This is a genomic window from Acidovorax sp. CF316 (assembly GCF_000276605.1).
Classification (GTDB): domain Bacteria; phylum Pseudomonadota; class Gammaproteobacteria; order Burkholderiales; family Burkholderiaceae_C; genus Acidovorax.
In genome coordinates, this window is the sequence record NZ_AKJX01000181.1 from 1 (window position 1) to 16,194 (window position 16,194).

Consider the following 16,194-nt stretch of genomic DNA (forward strand, 5'->3'; position numbering starts at 1 on the left):
GGGGGGGGAGCCGCTGGCCGTGATGGCAATGGTGGTTGCGCCATTCTTGCGCGCGATATCGGCCGCATCCATCAGGTCGCGCGTGCGCCCCGAGTTGGAGACGATCACCAGGCAGTCGCCCGGGCCGAGCAGGGTGGCGCTCATCACCTGCATGTGGCCATCGCTGGTGGCGATGGAGGTCACGCCCAGGCGGAAGAACTTGTGCTGCGCGTCCTGTGCCACGATGCCCGAGTTGCCCACGCCATAGAACTCGATGCGCCGCCCGGTCTTCCAGGTGGCGGCAATGGCTTCGGCCGCACGCTCCAGCGCCACGGTGCTCGCGGCATTGCGGTACTGCAAAAAGGCGGCCACCGCGTTGTCCACCACCTTCACCAGCACGTCGCCGGTCTTGTCGTCCGCATCCACGCTGCGGTGGATGAAGGGCACGCCTTCGCTCACGCTGCCTGCGAGCTTGAGCTTGAAGTCGGCCAGCCCGTCATAGCCCATGCTGCGGCAAAACCGCACCACGGTGGGCTTGCTCACATGGGCGCGTTCGGCCAGCTCGCGCACGGGCAGGCGCGCAAAGCTGCGCGGGTCAGCCAGCACGAGCTTGCCCACGCGCTGCTCTGCAGGGGCGAGGGACGACAGGGAGGCGGTGATGCGGTCAAGCACGCTGGCAGGTCCTCGGGGGCACCATGTTCATGGCTGGTTGGAATGGTTGCGATCAATGGTAACTGGGTTTCATCGATTGGGGGGAGCGCATGAAACCCTGATGCCACCCGGGCGGCGGTACACGGGTGTGAGCGCCTGCCTTCGTGTAATCCCGCTGGTCGCCTCGAAGGGGCCACCGTAGGATGTTTGTCATTAAACTGTCACTAAACAAACAATTACAGAAAGAGACTCCATGCAGAAATTCCTTGCGGGCACTGCGTTGGCGCTGGCGGCTTCCGGCGCCCTGGCACAGGGCCAGGTCAACATCATCTGCTCCGTGCAGGCCGAGTGGTGCAACCTGATGTCCACCGTCTATGCCAAGACCACCGGCACCAAGGTCAACATGACGGCCAAGGGCTCGGGCGAGGCATTGGCCCAGCTCAATGCCGAGAAGGCCAACCCCAAGACCGACATCTGGTTCGGCGGCACGGGCGACCCGCATCTGCAGGCGGCTGAGCAGGGCCTGACGCTCGAGTACAAGTCCCAACAGCTCACGCAGCTGTACCCCTGGGCGCAAAAACAGGCGTCCGACTCCAAGTACCGCACCGTGGGTGTCTACCTGGGCCCGCTGGGCTTTGGCTACAACAAGGAACTGCTGGCCAAGCGCAAGCTCAATCCGCCCCAGTCCTGGGCCGACCTGCTCAAGCCCGAGTTCAAGGGCGAGGTGCAGATGGCCAACCCCGCTTCGAGCGGAACGGCCTACACCATGATCGCCACACTGGTACAGATCATGGGCGAGGAGAAGGCCTTCGACTACCTCAAGGCGCTGCATCCCAACATCAGCGCCTACACCCGCTCCGGCACGGCACCGGTCAAGGCGGCCGCGCGCGGCGAGACCACGGTGTCGGTGAGCTTCGTGCACGACGTGACCACCGAGGCCGTCAACGGCTTTCCCGTGGGCTCGACCACGCCGTCCGAAGGCACGGGCGCCGAGGTGGGTTCGATGAGCATCGTCAAGAATGGCCCCAACACCGAGGCGGCCAAGAAGTTCTATGAGTGGGCGCTCACGCCTGGCGGCCAGCAGTTCGGCCTGGCGGCCAAGCAGTTCCAGTTGCCCAGCAACACCCAGGTGCCCCGGGATCCCCGCATGACGGACCCGGCCAAGATGAAGCTCATCAACTACGACTACGCCAAGTACGGCGCGAGCGCCGAGCGCCGCCGCCTGATCGCGCGCTGGGAAAAAGACGTCCAGAACGCCGGGCGCTGATGTCGGCGCACGCATTGCAGGCGCCACTGGCCGGCAGGCCGGCGGTCAACCAGTCGCTGTGGGTGTGGCTGGCACTGGGCCTGGCGGGCTACGTGGCGCTGCCCTGGTATGCCCAGCAGGATGCCAATGGCCTCACCGTGCTGGGCCAGGTCTTCAGCCAGGCGCAGACGGGCAGCGGGCTCATGCAGGCCGCTGCCTTCGGGCGGCCCTGGTTGTGGCTGGCGCTGCTGGGCCTGGCGATCGCCAGCGTGGGCGCGCTGCTGCCCGCCGGGCGCAGGCAGGGCGGCTGGCTGGTGCTGGGCGGTGGCCTGGGCCTGGCGTCCCTGCTGGTCAGCGGCTTTGCCATCGGTGCAAGCGGCTGGGCCTTCGACTGGCTCAATACCAGCTTCGGCGAGCTGGCCATGCGCCAGCCCGGCGTGGGCTGGGGCGGCTTCGTGGTGCTCACGGCCCTGCTGGTGCTGGCGTCGTTCGGCGTGGCGCGGCGCGGTTACTTCAAGGGCGACCTGTTCGTGGCGGCGGCCGTGCTTGGCATGGGCAGCCTGCTGGCGCTGTTCATCGTGTTCCCGGTGCTCAAGGCGCTCAGCGGCGCCTTCTTCCTGGAAGACGGGCCGTTCTCATTGGCCGTGATGTGGGAGCGCGTGGCGCATGAGCGCAACTTCGGCCTGGCCTGCCTGGCCGGCGGCCAGCGCTGCGGCGTGGCCTGGAACACGCTGTTCCTGGGCCTCATGACGGCGGCCAGCACCACCTTGCTCGGCACCTTCATGGCGCTGATGGCCGAGCGCGCCTCGCGCCGCTACGCGCGGCCGCTGAACATCGTGGCGCTGCTGCCCATCATCACGCCGCCCTTCGTCGTGGGCCTGGGGCTGATCCTGCTGTTCGGCCGCGCAGGCGTGTTCAACCAGCTCCTCGAATACGCCTTCGGCATCACGCCCTCGCGCTGGTTCTACGGCTGGCTCGGCGTGTGGGTGGCGCAGACCTTCGCCTTCACGCCCATTGCCTTCATGATCATGCGCGGCGTGGTGCAGGGCGTGGCACCCAGCCTCGAAGAGGCGGCCCAGACCCTGCGCGCCAGCCCGCACCAGACCTTCATGACGGTGACCCTGCCGCTGCTCAAGCCCGGTCTGGCCAATGCCTTCCTGGTGGGCTTCATCGAGAGCATGGCCGACTTCGGCAACCCCATCGTGGTCGGCGGCCAGTTCTCGGTGCTGTCCACCGAGATCTTCTTCGCCATCGTCGGCGCGCAGTACGACCAGGGGCGTGCGGCCTCGCTGGCGTGGATCCTCACGCTGTTCGCGCTGGCGGTGTTCGCCATCCAGCGCGCGCTGCTCGGGCGGCAGAACTTCACCACCGTCTCGGGCAAGGGCGATGCAGGCATCGCCATGCCGCTGCCCACGGGCGTGCGCCGCGTGGTGCATTCGGTGGCGCTGCCGTGGATGGCCTTCACGCTCATCGTCTACCTGTTCGCGCTGGCTGGCGGCTTTGTGCAGACCTGGGGGCGCGACTACACCATCACGCTCAACCACTTTCGCACCGCGTTCAACATGGAGTGGGGCGAGTTCGGTGTGGTGTGGGCCGGCACGGCCTGGAACTCGTTCTTCACCACCATCAAGCTGGCTGCCCTGTCGGCGCCGCTCACGGCGGCGCTGGGCATCGGCATTGCCTGGCTGCTGGCGCGCACCGAGTTCAAGGGACAGGGGGCTTTCGAGTTCTCGGCCCTGCTGGCTTTCGCCATCCCGGGCACGGTGCTGGGGGTGAGCTACATCCTGGCCTTCAATGTGCCGCCGTTCGAGCTCACGGGCACGGCGCTGATCATCGTGCTGTGCTTCATGTTCCGCAACCTGCCGGTGGGCGTGCGCGCCGGCACGGCGGCGTTCAAGCAGCTCGACCGCTCGCTCGACGAGGCCTCGCTGATGCTGCGTGCCGGCAGCGTGCAGACCCTGCGCCACGTGGTGCTGCCATTGCTCAAGCCGGCCCTGGTGGCTGCGCTGGTCTACAGCTTCGTGCGTGCCATCACGACCGTGAGCGCGGTGATCTTCCTGGTCACTGCCGAGAACGAGCTGGCCACCACCTACATCATCGGCCGCGTGGGCAACGGCGACTACGGCGTGGCCCTGGCCTACTGCACGGTGCTGATCGTGCTGATGTCGCTGGCCATCGCGCTGATCCAGTGGCTGGTGGGCGAGCGCAAGCTGGGCCGGCGCGCGGGCGCTGCCGCCATGCCCGCCCCCCACTGAACCCATGCTGAATGCTGAGAGAAATGACACCATGAACAACAGCGGCGCGGGTATCGTGTTTCGCAACATCACCAAGCGCTACGGGGCCGATGCCTCGGCGGCGCTGGTGGTCAGGGGCATCAGCTTCGAGGTGCCGCGCGGCACGTTGACCACCATCCTGGGCCCCTCGGGCTGTGGCAAGACCACCACCCTGCGCATGATCGCCGGTCTCGAATCGCCCACATCGGGAGAGATCTTCATCGGCGGCCGGGACGTCACCACGCTGGGCCCGGCCCAGCGCAACGTGAGCATGATGTTCCAGAGCTATGCGCTGTTCCCGCACATGAACGTGGTAGAGAACGTCTCTTACGGCCTGCGCATGTCCGGCCTGGCCAAGGAGGTGGCGCGCAGCAAGGCCGTCGATGCGCTGCGCGGCGTGGGGCTGGTGGGCTATGACGATCGCCTGCCCAGCGAACTCTCGGGTGGCCAGCAGCAGCGCGTGGCGCTGGCTCGCGCCCTGGTGCTGGAGCCCGAGGTGCTGCTGTTCGATGAACCGCTGTCCAACCTCGATGCGCGGCTGCGCCGCGAGATGCGCGAGGAGATCCGCGCGCTGCAGCAGCGCCTGTCGCTCACGGTGGCCTACGTCACGCACGACCAGGCCGAGGCCATGGCCGTGAGCGACCAGATCATCGTCATGGACCAGGGCCTGATCGCGCAGAGCGGCACCGCCCAGGCGCTGTACGAAGCGCCGCGCACCGAGTTTGTCGCGGGCTTCATGGGCGAGGCCATGCTGTTCCCCGGCACCGCGCTGGCCGATGGCTCGGTGCAGCTCGGCCCGCTGGTGATACGCCCGCGCACCGCGGCCGCGCCGGGCCCGGTGAAGGTGGCGGTGCGCCCCGAGGCCTGGAGCATCCAGCGTGCCGGCGAAGGCCTGCTGCCCGCCACGCTGCGCAAGCGTGCCTACCTGGGCGCCGTGTACGAATACACCTTCGAGACGGCGCTGGGCAGCATCTTTGTCGTCTCCTCCGACCTGGGCGATGTGCTGGCCGTCGGCGATGCGGTGCAGCTCGCCCTGGGCGTGCACGGCGTATCGGTGGTTGGTAGTACAGGCCCCTGACGCGGCGATCGGGAATAATGGGGGCATGAACCAACTCGACGCCCTCAAACAGTTCACCACCGTGGTTGCCGATACCGGCGACTTCAAGCAGCTGGCCCAGTTCCAGCCCCAGGACGCGACGACCAACCCGTCGCTGATCCTCAAGGCCGTGCAAAAGCCCGAGTACGCACCGCTGCTCACGGACACGGTGAACCAGTTCCGTGGCCGGCCCATGGACGAGATCATCGACCGCCTGATCGTGCGCTTCGGCCGCGAGATCCTGGACACGATCCCGGGCCGTGTCTCCACCGAGGTGGATGCGCGCCTGAGCTTCGATACAGAGGCCACGATCACGCGCGGCGAGCGCATCATCGAGCTGTACCAGGCCGAGGGCATCCACATCGACCGCGTGCTGATCAAGGTCGCCGCCACCTGGGAAGGCATCCAGGCGGCCGAAAAGCTCGAGCAGCGCGGCATCCACACCAACCTCACCCTGCTGTTCTCGTTCTGCCAGGCCGTGGCCTGCGGCCAGGCCAAGGTGCAGCTGATCTCGCCCTTCGTGGGCCGCATCTACGACTGGTACAAGAAGCAGGCCGGCGCCCAGTGGGATGAGGCCGCGCGCTCGGGTGCGAACGACCCTGGCGTGCAGTCCGTGGCGCAGATCTACAACCACTACAAGCACTTCGGCATCGCCACCGAGGTCATGGGCGCGAGCTTTCGCAACACCGGCCAGATCACCGCGCTGGCCGGCTGCGACCTGCTCACCATCGCCCCCGACCTGCTGGCCCAGCTGGCCGCCAGCGACGCCCCGCTGGCCCCGGCGCTCGATGCGGCGGCCGCCAAGACCCTGGATCTGCCGGTCGTGAACTACGACGAGGCGGGCTTCCGCTATGCGCTCAACGAAGACGCCATGGCCACCGAGAAGCTGGCCGAGGGCATCCGCGGTTTTGCGGTGGATGCCGTGAAGCTGGAGAAGCTGATCCTCGCGGCCTGACTCCGCAGGGCGCCACGCGCCCTGCGGACGGACGAACTCAACCCCGTCAGGCCCGCAGCGGTGCCGCGCTGAGCGGCACCTTCAGGCCCACCCGCAGGCCATGCGGGACCACGGGCTCGGCGAAGGTCTGGCCTGCGTGCTGGAGTGCGATTTCCTCGACGATGGACAGACCCAGGCCGCAGCCGCCGGGCTTGTCCGAGCCGCGCCAGAAACGCGCGAACAGGTCACGCAGGTGGGCCGGCTCCACGCCCGGGCCATCGTCTTCCACGGCCAGGGTGGCCAGGCCGGCACCCGCAATGTCCACCCGCACCGTCACCGTGGCGCCATGGCCTGCGTAGTGCAGGGCGTTGTCGATGAGGTTGTTGAGCGCCTCGCGCAGCAGCAACGGGTGGCCTTGCACGGCCAGTTGTTCCTCGCCCTCGTAGCCCAGGTCCACGCCGCTGGCCACGGCACGTGCAGCCCAGTCGCGGGCCACCTCGCGCGCCAGGGCAGGCAGGTCCAGGGTCTGCATGGCCACGCTGCTTTCCGAGCGCGCCAGCTGCAGCAGCTGGTGCACCAGGTGGGCACTGCGCCGCGCAGCCGACAGCACCTTGTGCAGCCTCTCTTGCACAGCCGGCTCGCGGCTCTCGTGCAGTGCCAGTTCGGTCTGGCCGATCAGGCCCGCGAGCGGCGTGCGCAACTGGTGGGCGGCATCGTTGAGGAAACGCTTTTCCTTTTGCTGGCCGCGCGCCACGGCCTCCAGCAAGGCGTTGATGGTGCTGGCCAGCGAGTGCACCTCCTGCGGCGCCGAGGTCAGTTCGATGGGCGGCAAGGGGTCGGCCGTGTTGCGCTTGCGGGCACCGGCCTTTTCGATCTGCGCCTCCAGGCGCTTCAGGGGCTGCAGGCCGCGCAGCACGCCGGCATACACCACGGCGCTCAGTGCCAGCCCCATCAGGCCCATGGGCAGCAGCATCTGCTCGAGCAGCTCCTGCGCGATGCGCTCGCGCACCGTGAGGCTTTGCGCCACCTGCACGCGCAGGCGCTGGCGCGTCTGCGGCGTGCCGTAATCCACGTCGAGCAGGGCCACGCGCACCGGACGGTCGTCCACCCGCGCCTGGTACAGGAACGGGTCGCCCACCGCCACGTCCACCGGCGGCGGCGGTGGCAACTGTGCATTACCCAGCAGGAAACGGCCCGGCGGCGATGACACCATGTAGGTGATGCGATCCGCCGGGTCCTGCTCCAGGATGTCCTGCGCGGCCTTCGGAAAGTCGACCAGCAGCCCATCGCCGATAGGCTTGATCTGGCGCGCCAGCGCGCGCACCGACTGGGTCAGCGTCTGGTCGATGCCCTTCTCGCCGTTCTGCAGCGCAATGCGCCAGGCCAGGAAGCCGCCCGACAGCCACAGCACGAGCTGGGGCAGCAGCAGCCACAGCAACAGCTTGCGTTGCAGGGAAACACCGGGAATGGGGCGCATGGACGCGGTCTACTCGGCAGGCCTGGCCAGCATGTAGCCCAGCCCGCGGATGTTGCGGATCACCAGGTTCGAGGCGTCGAGCTTCCTGCGCAGGCGGTGCACGTAGACCTCCAGCGCATTCGAGTTGAGTGGTGCGGCCGCCGCCTGCCCAGGCTCGGGCGGGCCGGCACGCCAGGCGGCAAGCACGTCGTCGCGTGTGACCACTTCGCCGCAGCGGTTCACCAGCAATTCCAGCAGCTCCCATTCGCGCTGCGTGAGCTCCAGCGGCTCACCGCCGAGCACGGCGCTGCGCTGGCCATGGTCGATCTGCAGGCTGCCGATGGCGGTGCTGGGGCCGCCAGAGGCGCTGCTGGCCTGCGTGAATGCGGGCTGTCGCGCGCGCCGCAGCATGGCCTGCAGGCGGGCCTGCAGCTCCTGCATGTTGAAGGGCTTGGTGATGTAGTCGTCGGCCCCGGCATTCAGCCCGTGGATGCGGTCATCGATGCCGTCGCGCGCGGTGAGAATCAACACCGGCAGGCCGGCAATGTGGGTGCGCGCCCAGGTCAGCAGCTCCATGCCGTCGGCACCGGGCAGGCCCAGGTCGAGGATGATGCCGTCCACCGCCTGGCTTTGCAGCACGGCGGTGGCCTCGGCCACGCTGCAGGCCGTGCACACGTTGAAATCCAGTTGCTGGAGCTGGCCCGTCAAGGCGTCCAGCAGCAAGGCATCGTCTTCGACTATCAATAGGGTGGCCATGGATAGAGGATAGCAAAGGGTCCTTCGCGCAGGCGCGGGGGAGTGTTCACAGCAGGGAAAGCACCGAGGCGCAGGCGGCGTCGTAATTCGATAACAGTGGAATTCCATTGGCGTGTAACGCACACCCCGGGAAAGCCCTGATATGTTCATTAATTATTGTAATTAAAGTACCGACTGCGCTGACCGGCATGGGTCAGCCGGCGCACAAACGGACTCACACAAACGAGGAGACATGGGTATGTGGAAGTTGACAAAAGTCGCCGCCGTCGCGGCGGTTCTGGCGGCATCGGCGACCGCCGGTGCAGGGGAAGTGGAGGTTCTGCACTACTGGACTTCGGGCGGCGAAGCCAAGTCGGTGGCCGAGCTCAAGAAGATCATGCAGGGCAAGGGCCATACCTGGCGTGACTTCGCCGTGGCCGGCGGTGGTGGCGACAGCGCCATGACCGTGCTCAAGAGCCGCGTGATCTCGGGCAACCCGCCATCGGCCGCCCAGACCAAGGGCCCGGCCATCCAGGAGTGGGCCTCCGAAGGCGTGCTGGCCAACATGGATGCGCTGGCCAAGGCCGAGAAGTGGGACGAGCTGCTGCCCAAGGTGGTCGCCGACATCATGAAGTACAAGGGCGCCTACGTGGCCGCCCCCGTCAACGTGCACCGCGTCAACTGGATGTGGGGCAGCTCCGAGGCCCTGAAGAAGGCCGGCGTGACCGCCATGCCCAAGACCTGGGACGAGTTCTTCGCCGCAGCCGACAAGCTCAAGGCCGCAGGCCTGGTGCCCGTGGCCCACGGCGGCCAGAACTGGCAGGACTTCACCACCTTCGAATCGGTGGTGCTCGGCGTCGGCGGCCCCAAGTTCTACCAGGATGCCCTGGTCAAGCTCGACGACAAGGCCCTCAACAGCGACACCATGAAGAAGTCGCTCGAGACCTTCCGCCGCATCAAGTCCTATACCGACTCCGGCGCACCGGGCCGTGATTGGAACCTGGCCACGGCCATGCTGATCCAGGGCAAGGCGGGCTTCCAGCTCATGGGTGACTGGGCCAAGGGCGAGTTCCTGGCCGCCAACAAGGCGCCGGGCAAGGACTTCCTGTGCGCCGCAGCGCCGGGCACGACCACGTCCTACACCTTCAACGTGGACTCGTTCATCCTGTTCAAGCTCAAGGACGCAGCTGCCCAAAAGGCGCAGAGCGACCTGGCCAGCTCCATCATGAGCCCCGAGTTCCAGGAAGTGTTCAACCTGAACAAGGGCTCCATCCCGGTGCGCGCCGGCCAGAAGATGGACAAGTTCGACGACTGTGCCAAGGCCTCCGCCAAGGACTTCGTCGACACCGCCAAGAGCGCCAGCCTGCTGCCCAGCGTGGCCCACGGCATGGCCATCGCACCCGCCACGGAAGGTGCCATCAAGGACGCCGTCAGCCAGTTCTGGAATGACGACAAGGTGAGCGTCGCCGACGCCATGAAGAAGATCGCGACCGCCGCGAAGACCAAGTAAACCAACACTGAGGGATCCCATCATGATGAAAAGAAACCGCCTCACGGCGGTGGCTTTGGCCGCCGCATGCGCGATGAGTAGCGCCATGGCAATGGATGTTGCCGGCTTCGAGTTCAACGGTTACTCGCGGGGTGGCCCGGTGTTCAACCACTCCGACGGCGTCAAGGGCAACCTGTCGCTCGGCGGCGAGCTGCAGAAGTACCGCCTGGGCAACGAAGGCGACAACGGCATCGAAGTCAACTTCGCCCGCAGTTTCGAGGCCGGTGGCGTCAAGTGGAAGGTGAACTACATGCCCGCCAAGTGGGGCAGTGGTGACATCAGCACCGAGCAGGCCTATGTGGAAATGAGCGGCCTGTCGTTCTCGCCCGAAGCCAAGTTCTGGGTCGGCCAGCGCCGCCTGCGTATCCAGGACGTGCACATCGTCGACTACTTCCTGCTGAACTACGGCGACAACGTCGGTGCCGGCGTGACCGACGTGCCGATCGGCGGCATGAAGCTCGGCGTGGGCGTGTTCTCGGGCGACAAGTTCGACGGCAACCTGCCCAACGACGTCAAGGCACACCGCCTGAACGTCGACCTGTCCGAGATCAACACCAACCCCAACGGCAAGCTGCGCGTGCTGCTGACCGCGGTGGGCGGCAAGAACCAGGTCAACGGCGGCTCGGGTTCGGGCATCTCGCTGATGCACACCCAGAAGGACTTCCTGCTGTCCGGCGTGAGCAACACCCTGTACCTGCAGGGCTCGCGCGGCCATGCCCGCATCGACGGTGAGTTCGAAGCCATCGACGGCACCCGTCCTGGCCGCCGCTCCACGCGCATCGCCGACTCCATCAACTGGCAAAGCGGCCCCTTCGGCGGGCAGGCCCTGATTGGCTACCAGACCAACAAGACCGACCTGACGAATGTGGAGACCAAGGACTTCTCGCTGGGTGGACGCGGTTCGTACGCCCTCTCGAAGAACTTCAAGGCCCTGGCCGAAGTGTCGACCACCACGCGCAAGGGCACGGGTCCTGACCAGCGCCTGAGCAAGGTGACGCTGGCCGGCGCCCTGGCCATGAACGAAGACTTCTGGTCGCGCCCCGAGCTGCGCCTGTACGTGACCAAGGCCAACTGGAACCAGGCGGCGGCGGTTGCGAATGCCGCGACCTTCGGTGCCAACGGCAAGACCTCGCGCACGCTGGTGGGTGTGCAGTACGAGATCTGGTGGTAAGAGGGAGTGAGTGTGAGAGCGAGTTAAGTCAGAGGTGACTTTGTTCTTGGGGGGCACTCCCTGTGTGCCCCCCTTTTTTCCTTGTTGTTTTTCCTGTTGACGTGATGATGGACGGCGTGGCCGTCGCCCATGTCCCAGCCTGCGTATGCACCCGATGCTTCTTTTGCAATGACGACCAAGAACTCCTTTGAATCCTGGCTGCCCAAGCTGGTCGTCGCGCCAGCCTTCGTGCTGGGCTTTGCCTTCATTTACGGCCTGATGGTGTGGAACGGCGTGCTGAGCCTCTCCGCATCGCGCATGCTGCCCAACTACGAATGGGTGGGCCTGGCGCAGTACGAACGCCTGTGGGAGATGGACCGCTGGTGGGTGGCCCTCAAGAACCTGGGCATCTTCGGCGTGGGCTACGTGGGCGGCTCACTGGCCATCGGTGTGGCGCTGGCCGTGCTGCTGGACCAGAAGATCCGCGCCGAGGGCGCGCTGCGCACGATCTACCTGTACCCCATGGCGCTGTCGTTCGTGGTCACCGGCACGGCCTGGAAGTGGCTGCTCAACCCGGGCCTGGGCATCGAGAAGATGGTGCGCGACTGGGGCTTTCCCAATTTCGAATTCGGCTGGCTGGTGGACACCGAGATGGCCATCTATTGCGTGGTGATCGCCGGCATCTGGCAGAGCGCGGGCTTTGCGATGGCGCTGTTCCTCGCCGGCCTGCGCGGCATCGACGACAGCATCATCAAGGCTGCCCAGGTCGATGGTGCCTCGCTGCCGCGCATCTACTGGCGCATCGTGCTGCCAGCGCTGCGCCCCGTGTTCTTTTCCACGCTGATGGTGCTGTCGCACCTGGCGATCAAGAGCTTCGACCTGGTGATGGCGCTCACGGCCGGCGGGCCCGGCTATGCCACCGACGTGCCCGCAACGTTCATGTACACCATGTCGTTCTCGCGCGGCCAGATCGGCCTGGGCGCGGCCAGCGCCACCATGATGCTGGCCACCGTGGCCGCCCTGGTCATTCCCTACCTGTACAGCGAATTGCGCAGCAAACCCCATGACCGCTAAGCCTTCCTTGTTTCCTTCCGTGGGCCGCCTGCTGGTCTATGCGGTGCTGGCCCTGGCCACCGCCTTCTTTTTGCTGCCGCTGTACGCGATGCTGGTCACCTCGTTCAAGGATGCCGAGGAGATCCGCAGCAGCGCGCTGCTGGCCCTGCCCGCCTCGCTGAACCTGTCTTCCTGGAGCACCGCCTGGTCCAGCGCCTGCACGGGTGTGGACTGCAACGGCCTGCGCCCCTTCTTCTGGAACTCGGTGGCCATGGCCGTGCCGGCCGTGCTGGTCTCCACGGTGTGGGGTGCGCTCAACGGCTACGTGCTCAGCCTGTGGAAGTTCCGCGGCAGCGACGCGCTGTTCGGCATGCTGCTGTTCGGCGTGTTCATGCCCTTCCAGGTGGTGCTGCTGCCCATGAGCCAGGTGCTCGGCTGGCTCGGGCTGTCGAGCTCGATCACGGGCCTGGTGCTGGTGCACTGCCTGGCGGGCCTGGCCGGCACCACGCTGTTCTTTCGCAACTACTACGCGGCGATACCGAAGGAGCTGGTGAACGCCGCGCGCATGGACGGCGCGAGCTTCTTCCAGATCTTCTGGCGCATCGTGCTGCCGCTGTCCACGCCCATCATCATGGTCACGCTGATCTGGCAGTTCACCAACATCTGGAACGATTTCCTGTTCGGCGTGGTGTTCTCGGGCACCGACTCCAAGCCGGTGACGGTGGGCCTGAACAACCTGGCCAACACCAGTTCCAGCGTCAAGGCCTACAACGTGGACATGGCGGCCGCCATCATCGCGGGCCTGCCGACCATGGTGATCTATGTGCTGGCGGGCAAATTTTTCGTGCGCGGGCTGACGGCCGGTGCGGTCAAGGGTTAAAGAGGTTAAGCAATCATGGCGTCTTCATTGGATATCGCGGGCATCAACAAGCGTTTCGGCAAGGGCGACAAGAGTGTCGAGGTGCTGCGCAAGATCGACATCCAGGTCGCTCCGGGCGAGTTCCTGATCCTGGTGGGCCCCTCGGGCTGCGGCAAGTCCACGCTGCTCAACATCATCGCGGGGCTCGACGAACCGACCGAGGGCGAGATCCGCATCGCCGGCAAGAACGTGGTGGGCATGCCTCCGCGCGACCGCGACATCGCCATGGTGTTCCAGAGCTATGCGCTGTACCCCACGCTCAGCGTGGCAGACAACATCGGCTTTGCGCTGGAAATGCGCAAGATGCCCAAGCCCGAGCGGCAAAAGCGCATCGACGAAGTGGCTGCCATGCTGCAGATCAGCCACCTGCTGGACCGCCGGCCCAGCCAGCTGTCGGGCGGCCAGCGCCAGCGCGTGGCCATGGGCCGGGCCCTGGCGCGCCAGCCGCAGCTGTTCCTGTTCGACGAGCCCCTGTCCAACCTGGACGCCAAGCTGCGCGTGGAGATGCGTGCCGAGATCAAGCGCCTGCACCAGGCCAGCGGCATCACCAGCGTGTACGTGACGCACGACCAGGTCGAGGCCATGACCCTGGGCTCGCGCATCGCCGTGATGAAGGGCGGCGTGGTGCAGCAACTGGGCACACCCGACGAGATCTACAACCACCCGTCCAACACCTATGTGGCGACCTTCATCGGCTCGCCCACCATGAATCTGCTGCGCGGCACGCAGGCGGCGGGGCAGTTCGCGGTGCAGGGTGTGTCGCTGGACCTGGCCGCGCCGCAGGCCGCGCCCGAGGTGATGCTGGGTGTGCGCCCCGAGCACCTGGTGCTGCAGGACGCCTCGCCCTGGCGCGGCGAGGTCAGCGTGGTCGAGCCCACTGGCCCGGACACCTATGTGATGGTCGATACCGCCGCCGGCAGCATGACGCTGCGCACCGATGCCCAGACCCGCGTGAAGCCCGGTGACCGCGTGGGCCTGGCTGTGGCCCCGGCGCATGCCCACTGGTTCGACACCGGTACGGAACAGCGCATCGCGTGACGGCCAGGCCAAAGGACAGGGCCTGCGCTCGCAGTGCCCTCCCTTCGGCCTTGGTACATGGGGACTTTGACCCGCCCGCTTGCGGTGTTCTGGGGTAAAAACAGGTCTTGCACCGGTCCTGCCGTCCATCCGCCACTCTTTTTTGGGGTGACGCGTCTGCTGTGTTCCAGTGGATGCATTGCCTCCCATGCCCATGCCCGCAACACGCCTTCTCGCCGACATCGGCGGCACCAACATCCGCCTGGCCTGGCAGAACCCCGGCGACGACACCCTGCACGACACGCGCGTGCTGCAGTGCGCCCAGTACCCCACGGTGGACGATGCCATCCGCACCTACCTGGCCGAGGTGGGCATTGCTGCGCCGCAGGAGGCAGCCTTCGGCATCGCCAACCCGGTCACGGGCGATGCCATCCGCATGACCAACCACAGCTGGAGCTTTTCGCAGAAGGCGGTGCGCGAGGCCTTCGGCTTTGCGCGGCTGGTGGTCATCAACGACTTCACCGCCCTGGCCCTGGCGCTGCCCCTGCTCACGCCCGACCTGCTGCGCCAGGTGGGCGGCGGCCAGGCCGTGCCGGGTGAGGCCATCGGCCTCGTGGGGGCCGGCACCGGCCTTGGTGTCTCGGGCCTGGTGTTCCCGCCCCACTCGCCGGCCGGCGTGCCGCTGTCGGGCGAGGGCGGCCACGTCACGCTGGCCGCGCAGACCCAGCACGAATTCGACGTGTTGCAGGTTCTGCAGCAGCGCTATGGCCATGTGTCCGCCGAGCGCGCCGTCTCGGGCTCGGGCCTGGTGGACCTGTACCACGCGGTGCGCACCGTGGCCCGGGCGGGTGGCACCGAGGTGAACTCGGCCGCCCAGGTGACCGAGGCCGCGCTGCAGGCCAAGGACCCGCTGGCGCTGCAGGCGCTGGACCTGTTCTGCGGCTTCCTGGGCAATGTGGCGGGCAACCTTGCGCTCACGCTGGGCGCGCGCGGCGGGATGTACATCGGCGGCGGCATGGTGCCGCGCCTGGGCGAGTGGTTCGACCAGTCGTCCTTTCGCCAGCGCTTCGAGGGCAAGGGGCGTTTTGCGCCCTACCTCGCTTCCATTCCCTGCTGGATCATCGATCCGAGCGCCACCCCGGCGCTCTATGGCGCCTCGCGCGCGCTCGACATCGCGGGCGGTTGAACATGGCCGGTGCGCCATCCTTGCCGCTTGCGGGCGTGCACCATGTGGCCCTCATCGGGTCGGACTATGCGCGCTCCAAGCGTTTCTACACCGAGGTGCTGGGCCTTGCCGTGGTGAACGAGACCTACCGCGCCGAGCGCCAGTCGTACAAGCTCGACCTCGCGCTGCCCGATGGCACACAGGTCGAGCTCTTCTCCTTTCCCGAGGCGCCGCCGCGGCCCTCCTACCCCGAGGCCTGCGGCCTGCGCCATCTGGCGCTGCGCGTGGCCGATCTGCCTGCAAGCCTGCAAGCCCTCGCGGCCCACGGCGTTGCGGCCGAACCGGTGCGCATGGATCCCTTCACGGGCTGTCCTTTCACCTTCATCGCCGACCCGGACGGGCTGCCCATCGAACTCGTGGGGCCAGCGCCGGCATAGCCGCTTTCCTACGTCCAGCGCCATGCCGCCCAGGGTGTCCTGCGCGGCATTTTTCTTGTGCGCATTGTTCTCAAAACTGGAACAGACAGTTTGCGACTGGGTAGTTTTTCTCTGAACACGTGAGGCGTACAGTTCAACCCATCGATGAGCCGAACCCGCAAGGCGACTCACCGAACCCGGTTCGAAGTTGTTTTTGTTCCGGTTTTTTTGAGACGCTTTTTCACTTTAAGGATTTTCATCATGAACACGACCGCACGCTTCCTGTCCATCGCCGCTGTTGCCGCTTTCGCTTCCTTCGGTGCTTACGCCGACGAAGCCGATGCTTCGCAATTCGCCACCAAGTTCGAAACCAACCGCACCCGCGCCGAAGTGGCCGCTGAAGCCGCCACCGTGGCCCAGACCCGCAGCATCGAGCCCGCTGGTTCGCGTGTCGTGACCTACAAGTCGACTGCTGACCGCGCTGCCGTGCGTGCCCAGGCTGCTGACGCTGTGCGCACCGGCCAGATCTCTTCCGGCGAAATCGGCGCTCTGTAA

The 16,194-nt window shown here is 66.7% G+C and carries 15 protein-coding genes; 12 read left to right on the top strand and 3 right to left on the bottom strand.

The window, feature by feature from the left end; all coding sequences use genetic code 11:
• On the bottom strand, nucleotides 1-651 hold a 651-nt coding region (locus PMI14_RS22875), incomplete at its 3' end, for a MurR/RpiR family transcriptional regulator (protein WP_007857790.1).
• A 232-nt stretch (nucleotides 652-883) separates the two neighbouring features.
• Here PMI14_RS22875 and PMI14_RS22880 point away from each other — a divergent pair.
• The 4 genes from PMI14_RS22880 to tal are packed head-to-tail and all read left to right on the top strand — an operon-like array spanning nucleotide 884 to nucleotide 6,200.
• A complete protein-coding gene (locus PMI14_RS22880; protein ID WP_007857791.1) occupies nucleotides 884-1,897 on the top strand; it encodes an ABC transporter substrate-binding protein in 1,014 nt (337 codons plus the stop codon).
• Nucleotides 1,897-4,131 (top strand): iron ABC transporter permease, encoded by a 2,235-nt coding sequence (locus tag PMI14_RS22885; protein WP_007857792.1) that lies wholly within the window; start codon nucleotides 1,897-1,899, stop codon nucleotides 4,129-4,131. The genes PMI14_RS22880 and PMI14_RS22885 overlap by 1 nt, the downstream gene beginning before the upstream one ends.
• A 31-nt stretch (nucleotides 4,132-4,162) precedes the next feature.
• Nucleotides 4,163-5,227 (top strand): ABC transporter ATP-binding protein, encoded by a 1,065-nt coding sequence (locus PMI14_RS22890; RefSeq protein WP_007857793.1) that lies wholly within the window; start codon nucleotides 4,163-4,165, stop codon nucleotides 5,225-5,227.
• Nucleotides 5,228-5,252: 25 nt separating this feature from the next.
• Entirely contained in the window at nucleotides 5,253-6,200 is a 948-nt protein-coding gene (tal, locus tag PMI14_RS22895) for a transaldolase (protein WP_007857794.1), read from the top strand.
• Nucleotides 6,201-6,246: 46 nt separating this feature from the next.
• Here tal and PMI14_RS22900 read toward each other — a convergent pair whose 3' ends face one another.
• Both PMI14_RS22900 and PMI14_RS22905 read right to left on the bottom strand, forming a co-directional pair.
• Nucleotides 6,247-7,656 (bottom strand): sensor histidine kinase, encoded by a 1,410-nt coding sequence (locus PMI14_RS22900; protein WP_007857795.1) that lies wholly within the window; start codon nucleotides 7,654-7,656, stop codon nucleotides 6,247-6,249.
• Nucleotides 7,657-7,665: 9 nt separating this feature from the next.
• On the bottom strand, nucleotides 7,666-8,391 hold the full coding sequence (locus PMI14_RS22905; protein ID WP_007857796.1) for a response regulator transcription factor: 726 nt from the start codon (nucleotides 8,389-8,391) through the stop codon (nucleotides 7,666-7,668).
• A 238-nt stretch (nucleotides 8,392-8,629) separates the two neighbouring features.
• Between PMI14_RS22905 and PMI14_RS22910 the strand changes: the two genes are divergently transcribed.
• The 8 genes from PMI14_RS22910 (at nucleotide 8,630) to PMI14_RS22945 (ending at nucleotide 16,194) form a co-directional block, all read left to right on the top strand.
• Nucleotides 8,630-9,880, top strand: a complete 1,251-nt coding sequence (locus tag PMI14_RS22910; RefSeq protein ID WP_007857797.1) for an ABC transporter substrate-binding protein — start codon at nucleotides 8,630-8,632, stop codon at nucleotides 9,878-9,880.
• Between the two features lie 91 nt (nucleotides 9,881-9,971).
• Nucleotides 9,972-11,090, top strand: a complete 1,119-nt coding sequence (locus PMI14_RS22915) for a carbohydrate porin (protein ID WP_035205256.1) — start codon at nucleotides 9,972-9,974, stop codon at nucleotides 11,088-11,090.
• Between the two features lie 168 nt (nucleotides 11,091-11,258).
• Complete coding sequence (locus PMI14_RS22920; protein ID WP_007857799.1) at nucleotides 11,259-12,143, top strand: carbohydrate ABC transporter permease; 885 nt, start codon at nucleotides 11,259-11,261, stop codon at nucleotides 12,141-12,143.
• Nucleotides 12,133-13,002 carry a carbohydrate ABC transporter permease gene (locus PMI14_RS22925; RefSeq protein WP_007857801.1) on the top strand — a complete coding sequence of 290 codons (870 nt, stop codon included), beginning with the start codon at nucleotides 12,133-12,135 and terminating at the stop codon, nucleotides 13,000-13,002. The genes PMI14_RS22920 and PMI14_RS22925 overlap by 11 nt, the downstream gene beginning before the upstream one ends.
• Nucleotides 13,003-13,017: 15 nt before the next feature.
• Entirely contained in the window at nucleotides 13,018-14,079 is a 1,062-nt protein-coding gene (locus tag PMI14_RS22930; RefSeq protein ID WP_007857802.1) for an ABC transporter ATP-binding protein, read from the top strand.
• A 193-nt stretch (nucleotides 14,080-14,272) separates the two neighbouring features.
• On the top strand, nucleotides 14,273-15,244 hold the full coding sequence (gene glk / locus PMI14_RS22935) for a glucokinase (protein ID WP_007857803.1): 972 nt from the start codon (nucleotides 14,273-14,275) through the stop codon (nucleotides 15,242-15,244).
• Between the two features lie 2 nt (nucleotides 15,245-15,246).
• Entirely contained in the window at nucleotides 15,247-15,660 is a 414-nt protein-coding gene (locus PMI14_RS22940; protein ID WP_007857804.1) for a VOC family protein, read from the top strand.
• 240 nt (nucleotides 15,661-15,900) lie between these two features.
• Entirely contained in the window at nucleotides 15,901-16,194 is a 294-nt protein-coding gene (locus tag PMI14_RS22945; RefSeq protein ID WP_007857805.1) for a hypothetical protein, read from the top strand.

Coding starts and splice junctions, on each gene's coding strand:
- PMI14_RS22890 (WP_007857793.1), top strand. CDS start 4,163: ATGAACAACAGCGGCGCGGGTATCGTGTTTCGCAACATCACCAAGCGC.
- PMI14_RS22930 (WP_007857802.1), top strand. CDS start 13,018: ATGGCGTCTTCATTGGATATCGCGGGCATCAACAAGCGTTTCGGCAAG.
- PMI14_RS22915 (WP_035205256.1), top strand. CDS start 9,972: ATGGATGTTGCCGGCTTCGAGTTCAACGGTTACTCGCGGGGTGGCCCG.
- PMI14_RS22905 (WP_007857796.1), bottom strand. CDS start 8,391: ATGGCCACCCTATTGATAGTCGAAGACGATGCCTTGCTGCTGGACGCC.
- PMI14_RS22920 (WP_007857799.1), top strand. CDS start 11,259: ATGACGACCAAGAACTCCTTTGAATCCTGGCTGCCCAAGCTGGTCGTC.
- PMI14_RS22900 (WP_007857795.1), bottom strand. CDS start 7,656: ATGCGCCCCATTCCCGGTGTTTCCCTGCAACGCAAGCTGTTGCTGTGG.
- PMI14_RS22885 (WP_007857792.1), top strand. CDS start 1,897: ATGTCGGCGCACGCATTGCAGGCGCCACTGGCCGGCAGGCCGGCGGTC.
- tal (WP_007857794.1), top strand. CDS start 5,253: ATGAACCAACTCGACGCCCTCAAACAGTTCACCACCGTGGTTGCCGAT.
- PMI14_RS22940 (WP_007857804.1), top strand. CDS start 15,247: ATGGCCGGTGCGCCATCCTTGCCGCTTGCGGGCGTGCACCATGTGGCC.
- glk (WP_007857803.1), top strand. CDS start 14,273: ATGCCCGCAACACGCCTTCTCGCCGACATCGGCGGCACCAACATCCGC.
- PMI14_RS22880 (WP_007857791.1), top strand. CDS start 884: ATGCAGAAATTCCTTGCGGGCACTGCGTTGGCGCTGGCGGCTTCCGGC.
- PMI14_RS22910 (WP_007857797.1), top strand. CDS start 8,630: ATGTGGAAGTTGACAAAAGTCGCCGCCGTCGCGGCGGTTCTGGCGGCA.
- PMI14_RS22945 (WP_007857805.1), top strand. CDS start 15,901: ATGAACACGACCGCACGCTTCCTGTCCATCGCCGCTGTTGCCGCTTTC.
- PMI14_RS22925 (WP_007857801.1), top strand. CDS start 12,133: ATGACCGCTAAGCCTTCCTTGTTTCCTTCCGTGGGCCGCCTGCTGGTC.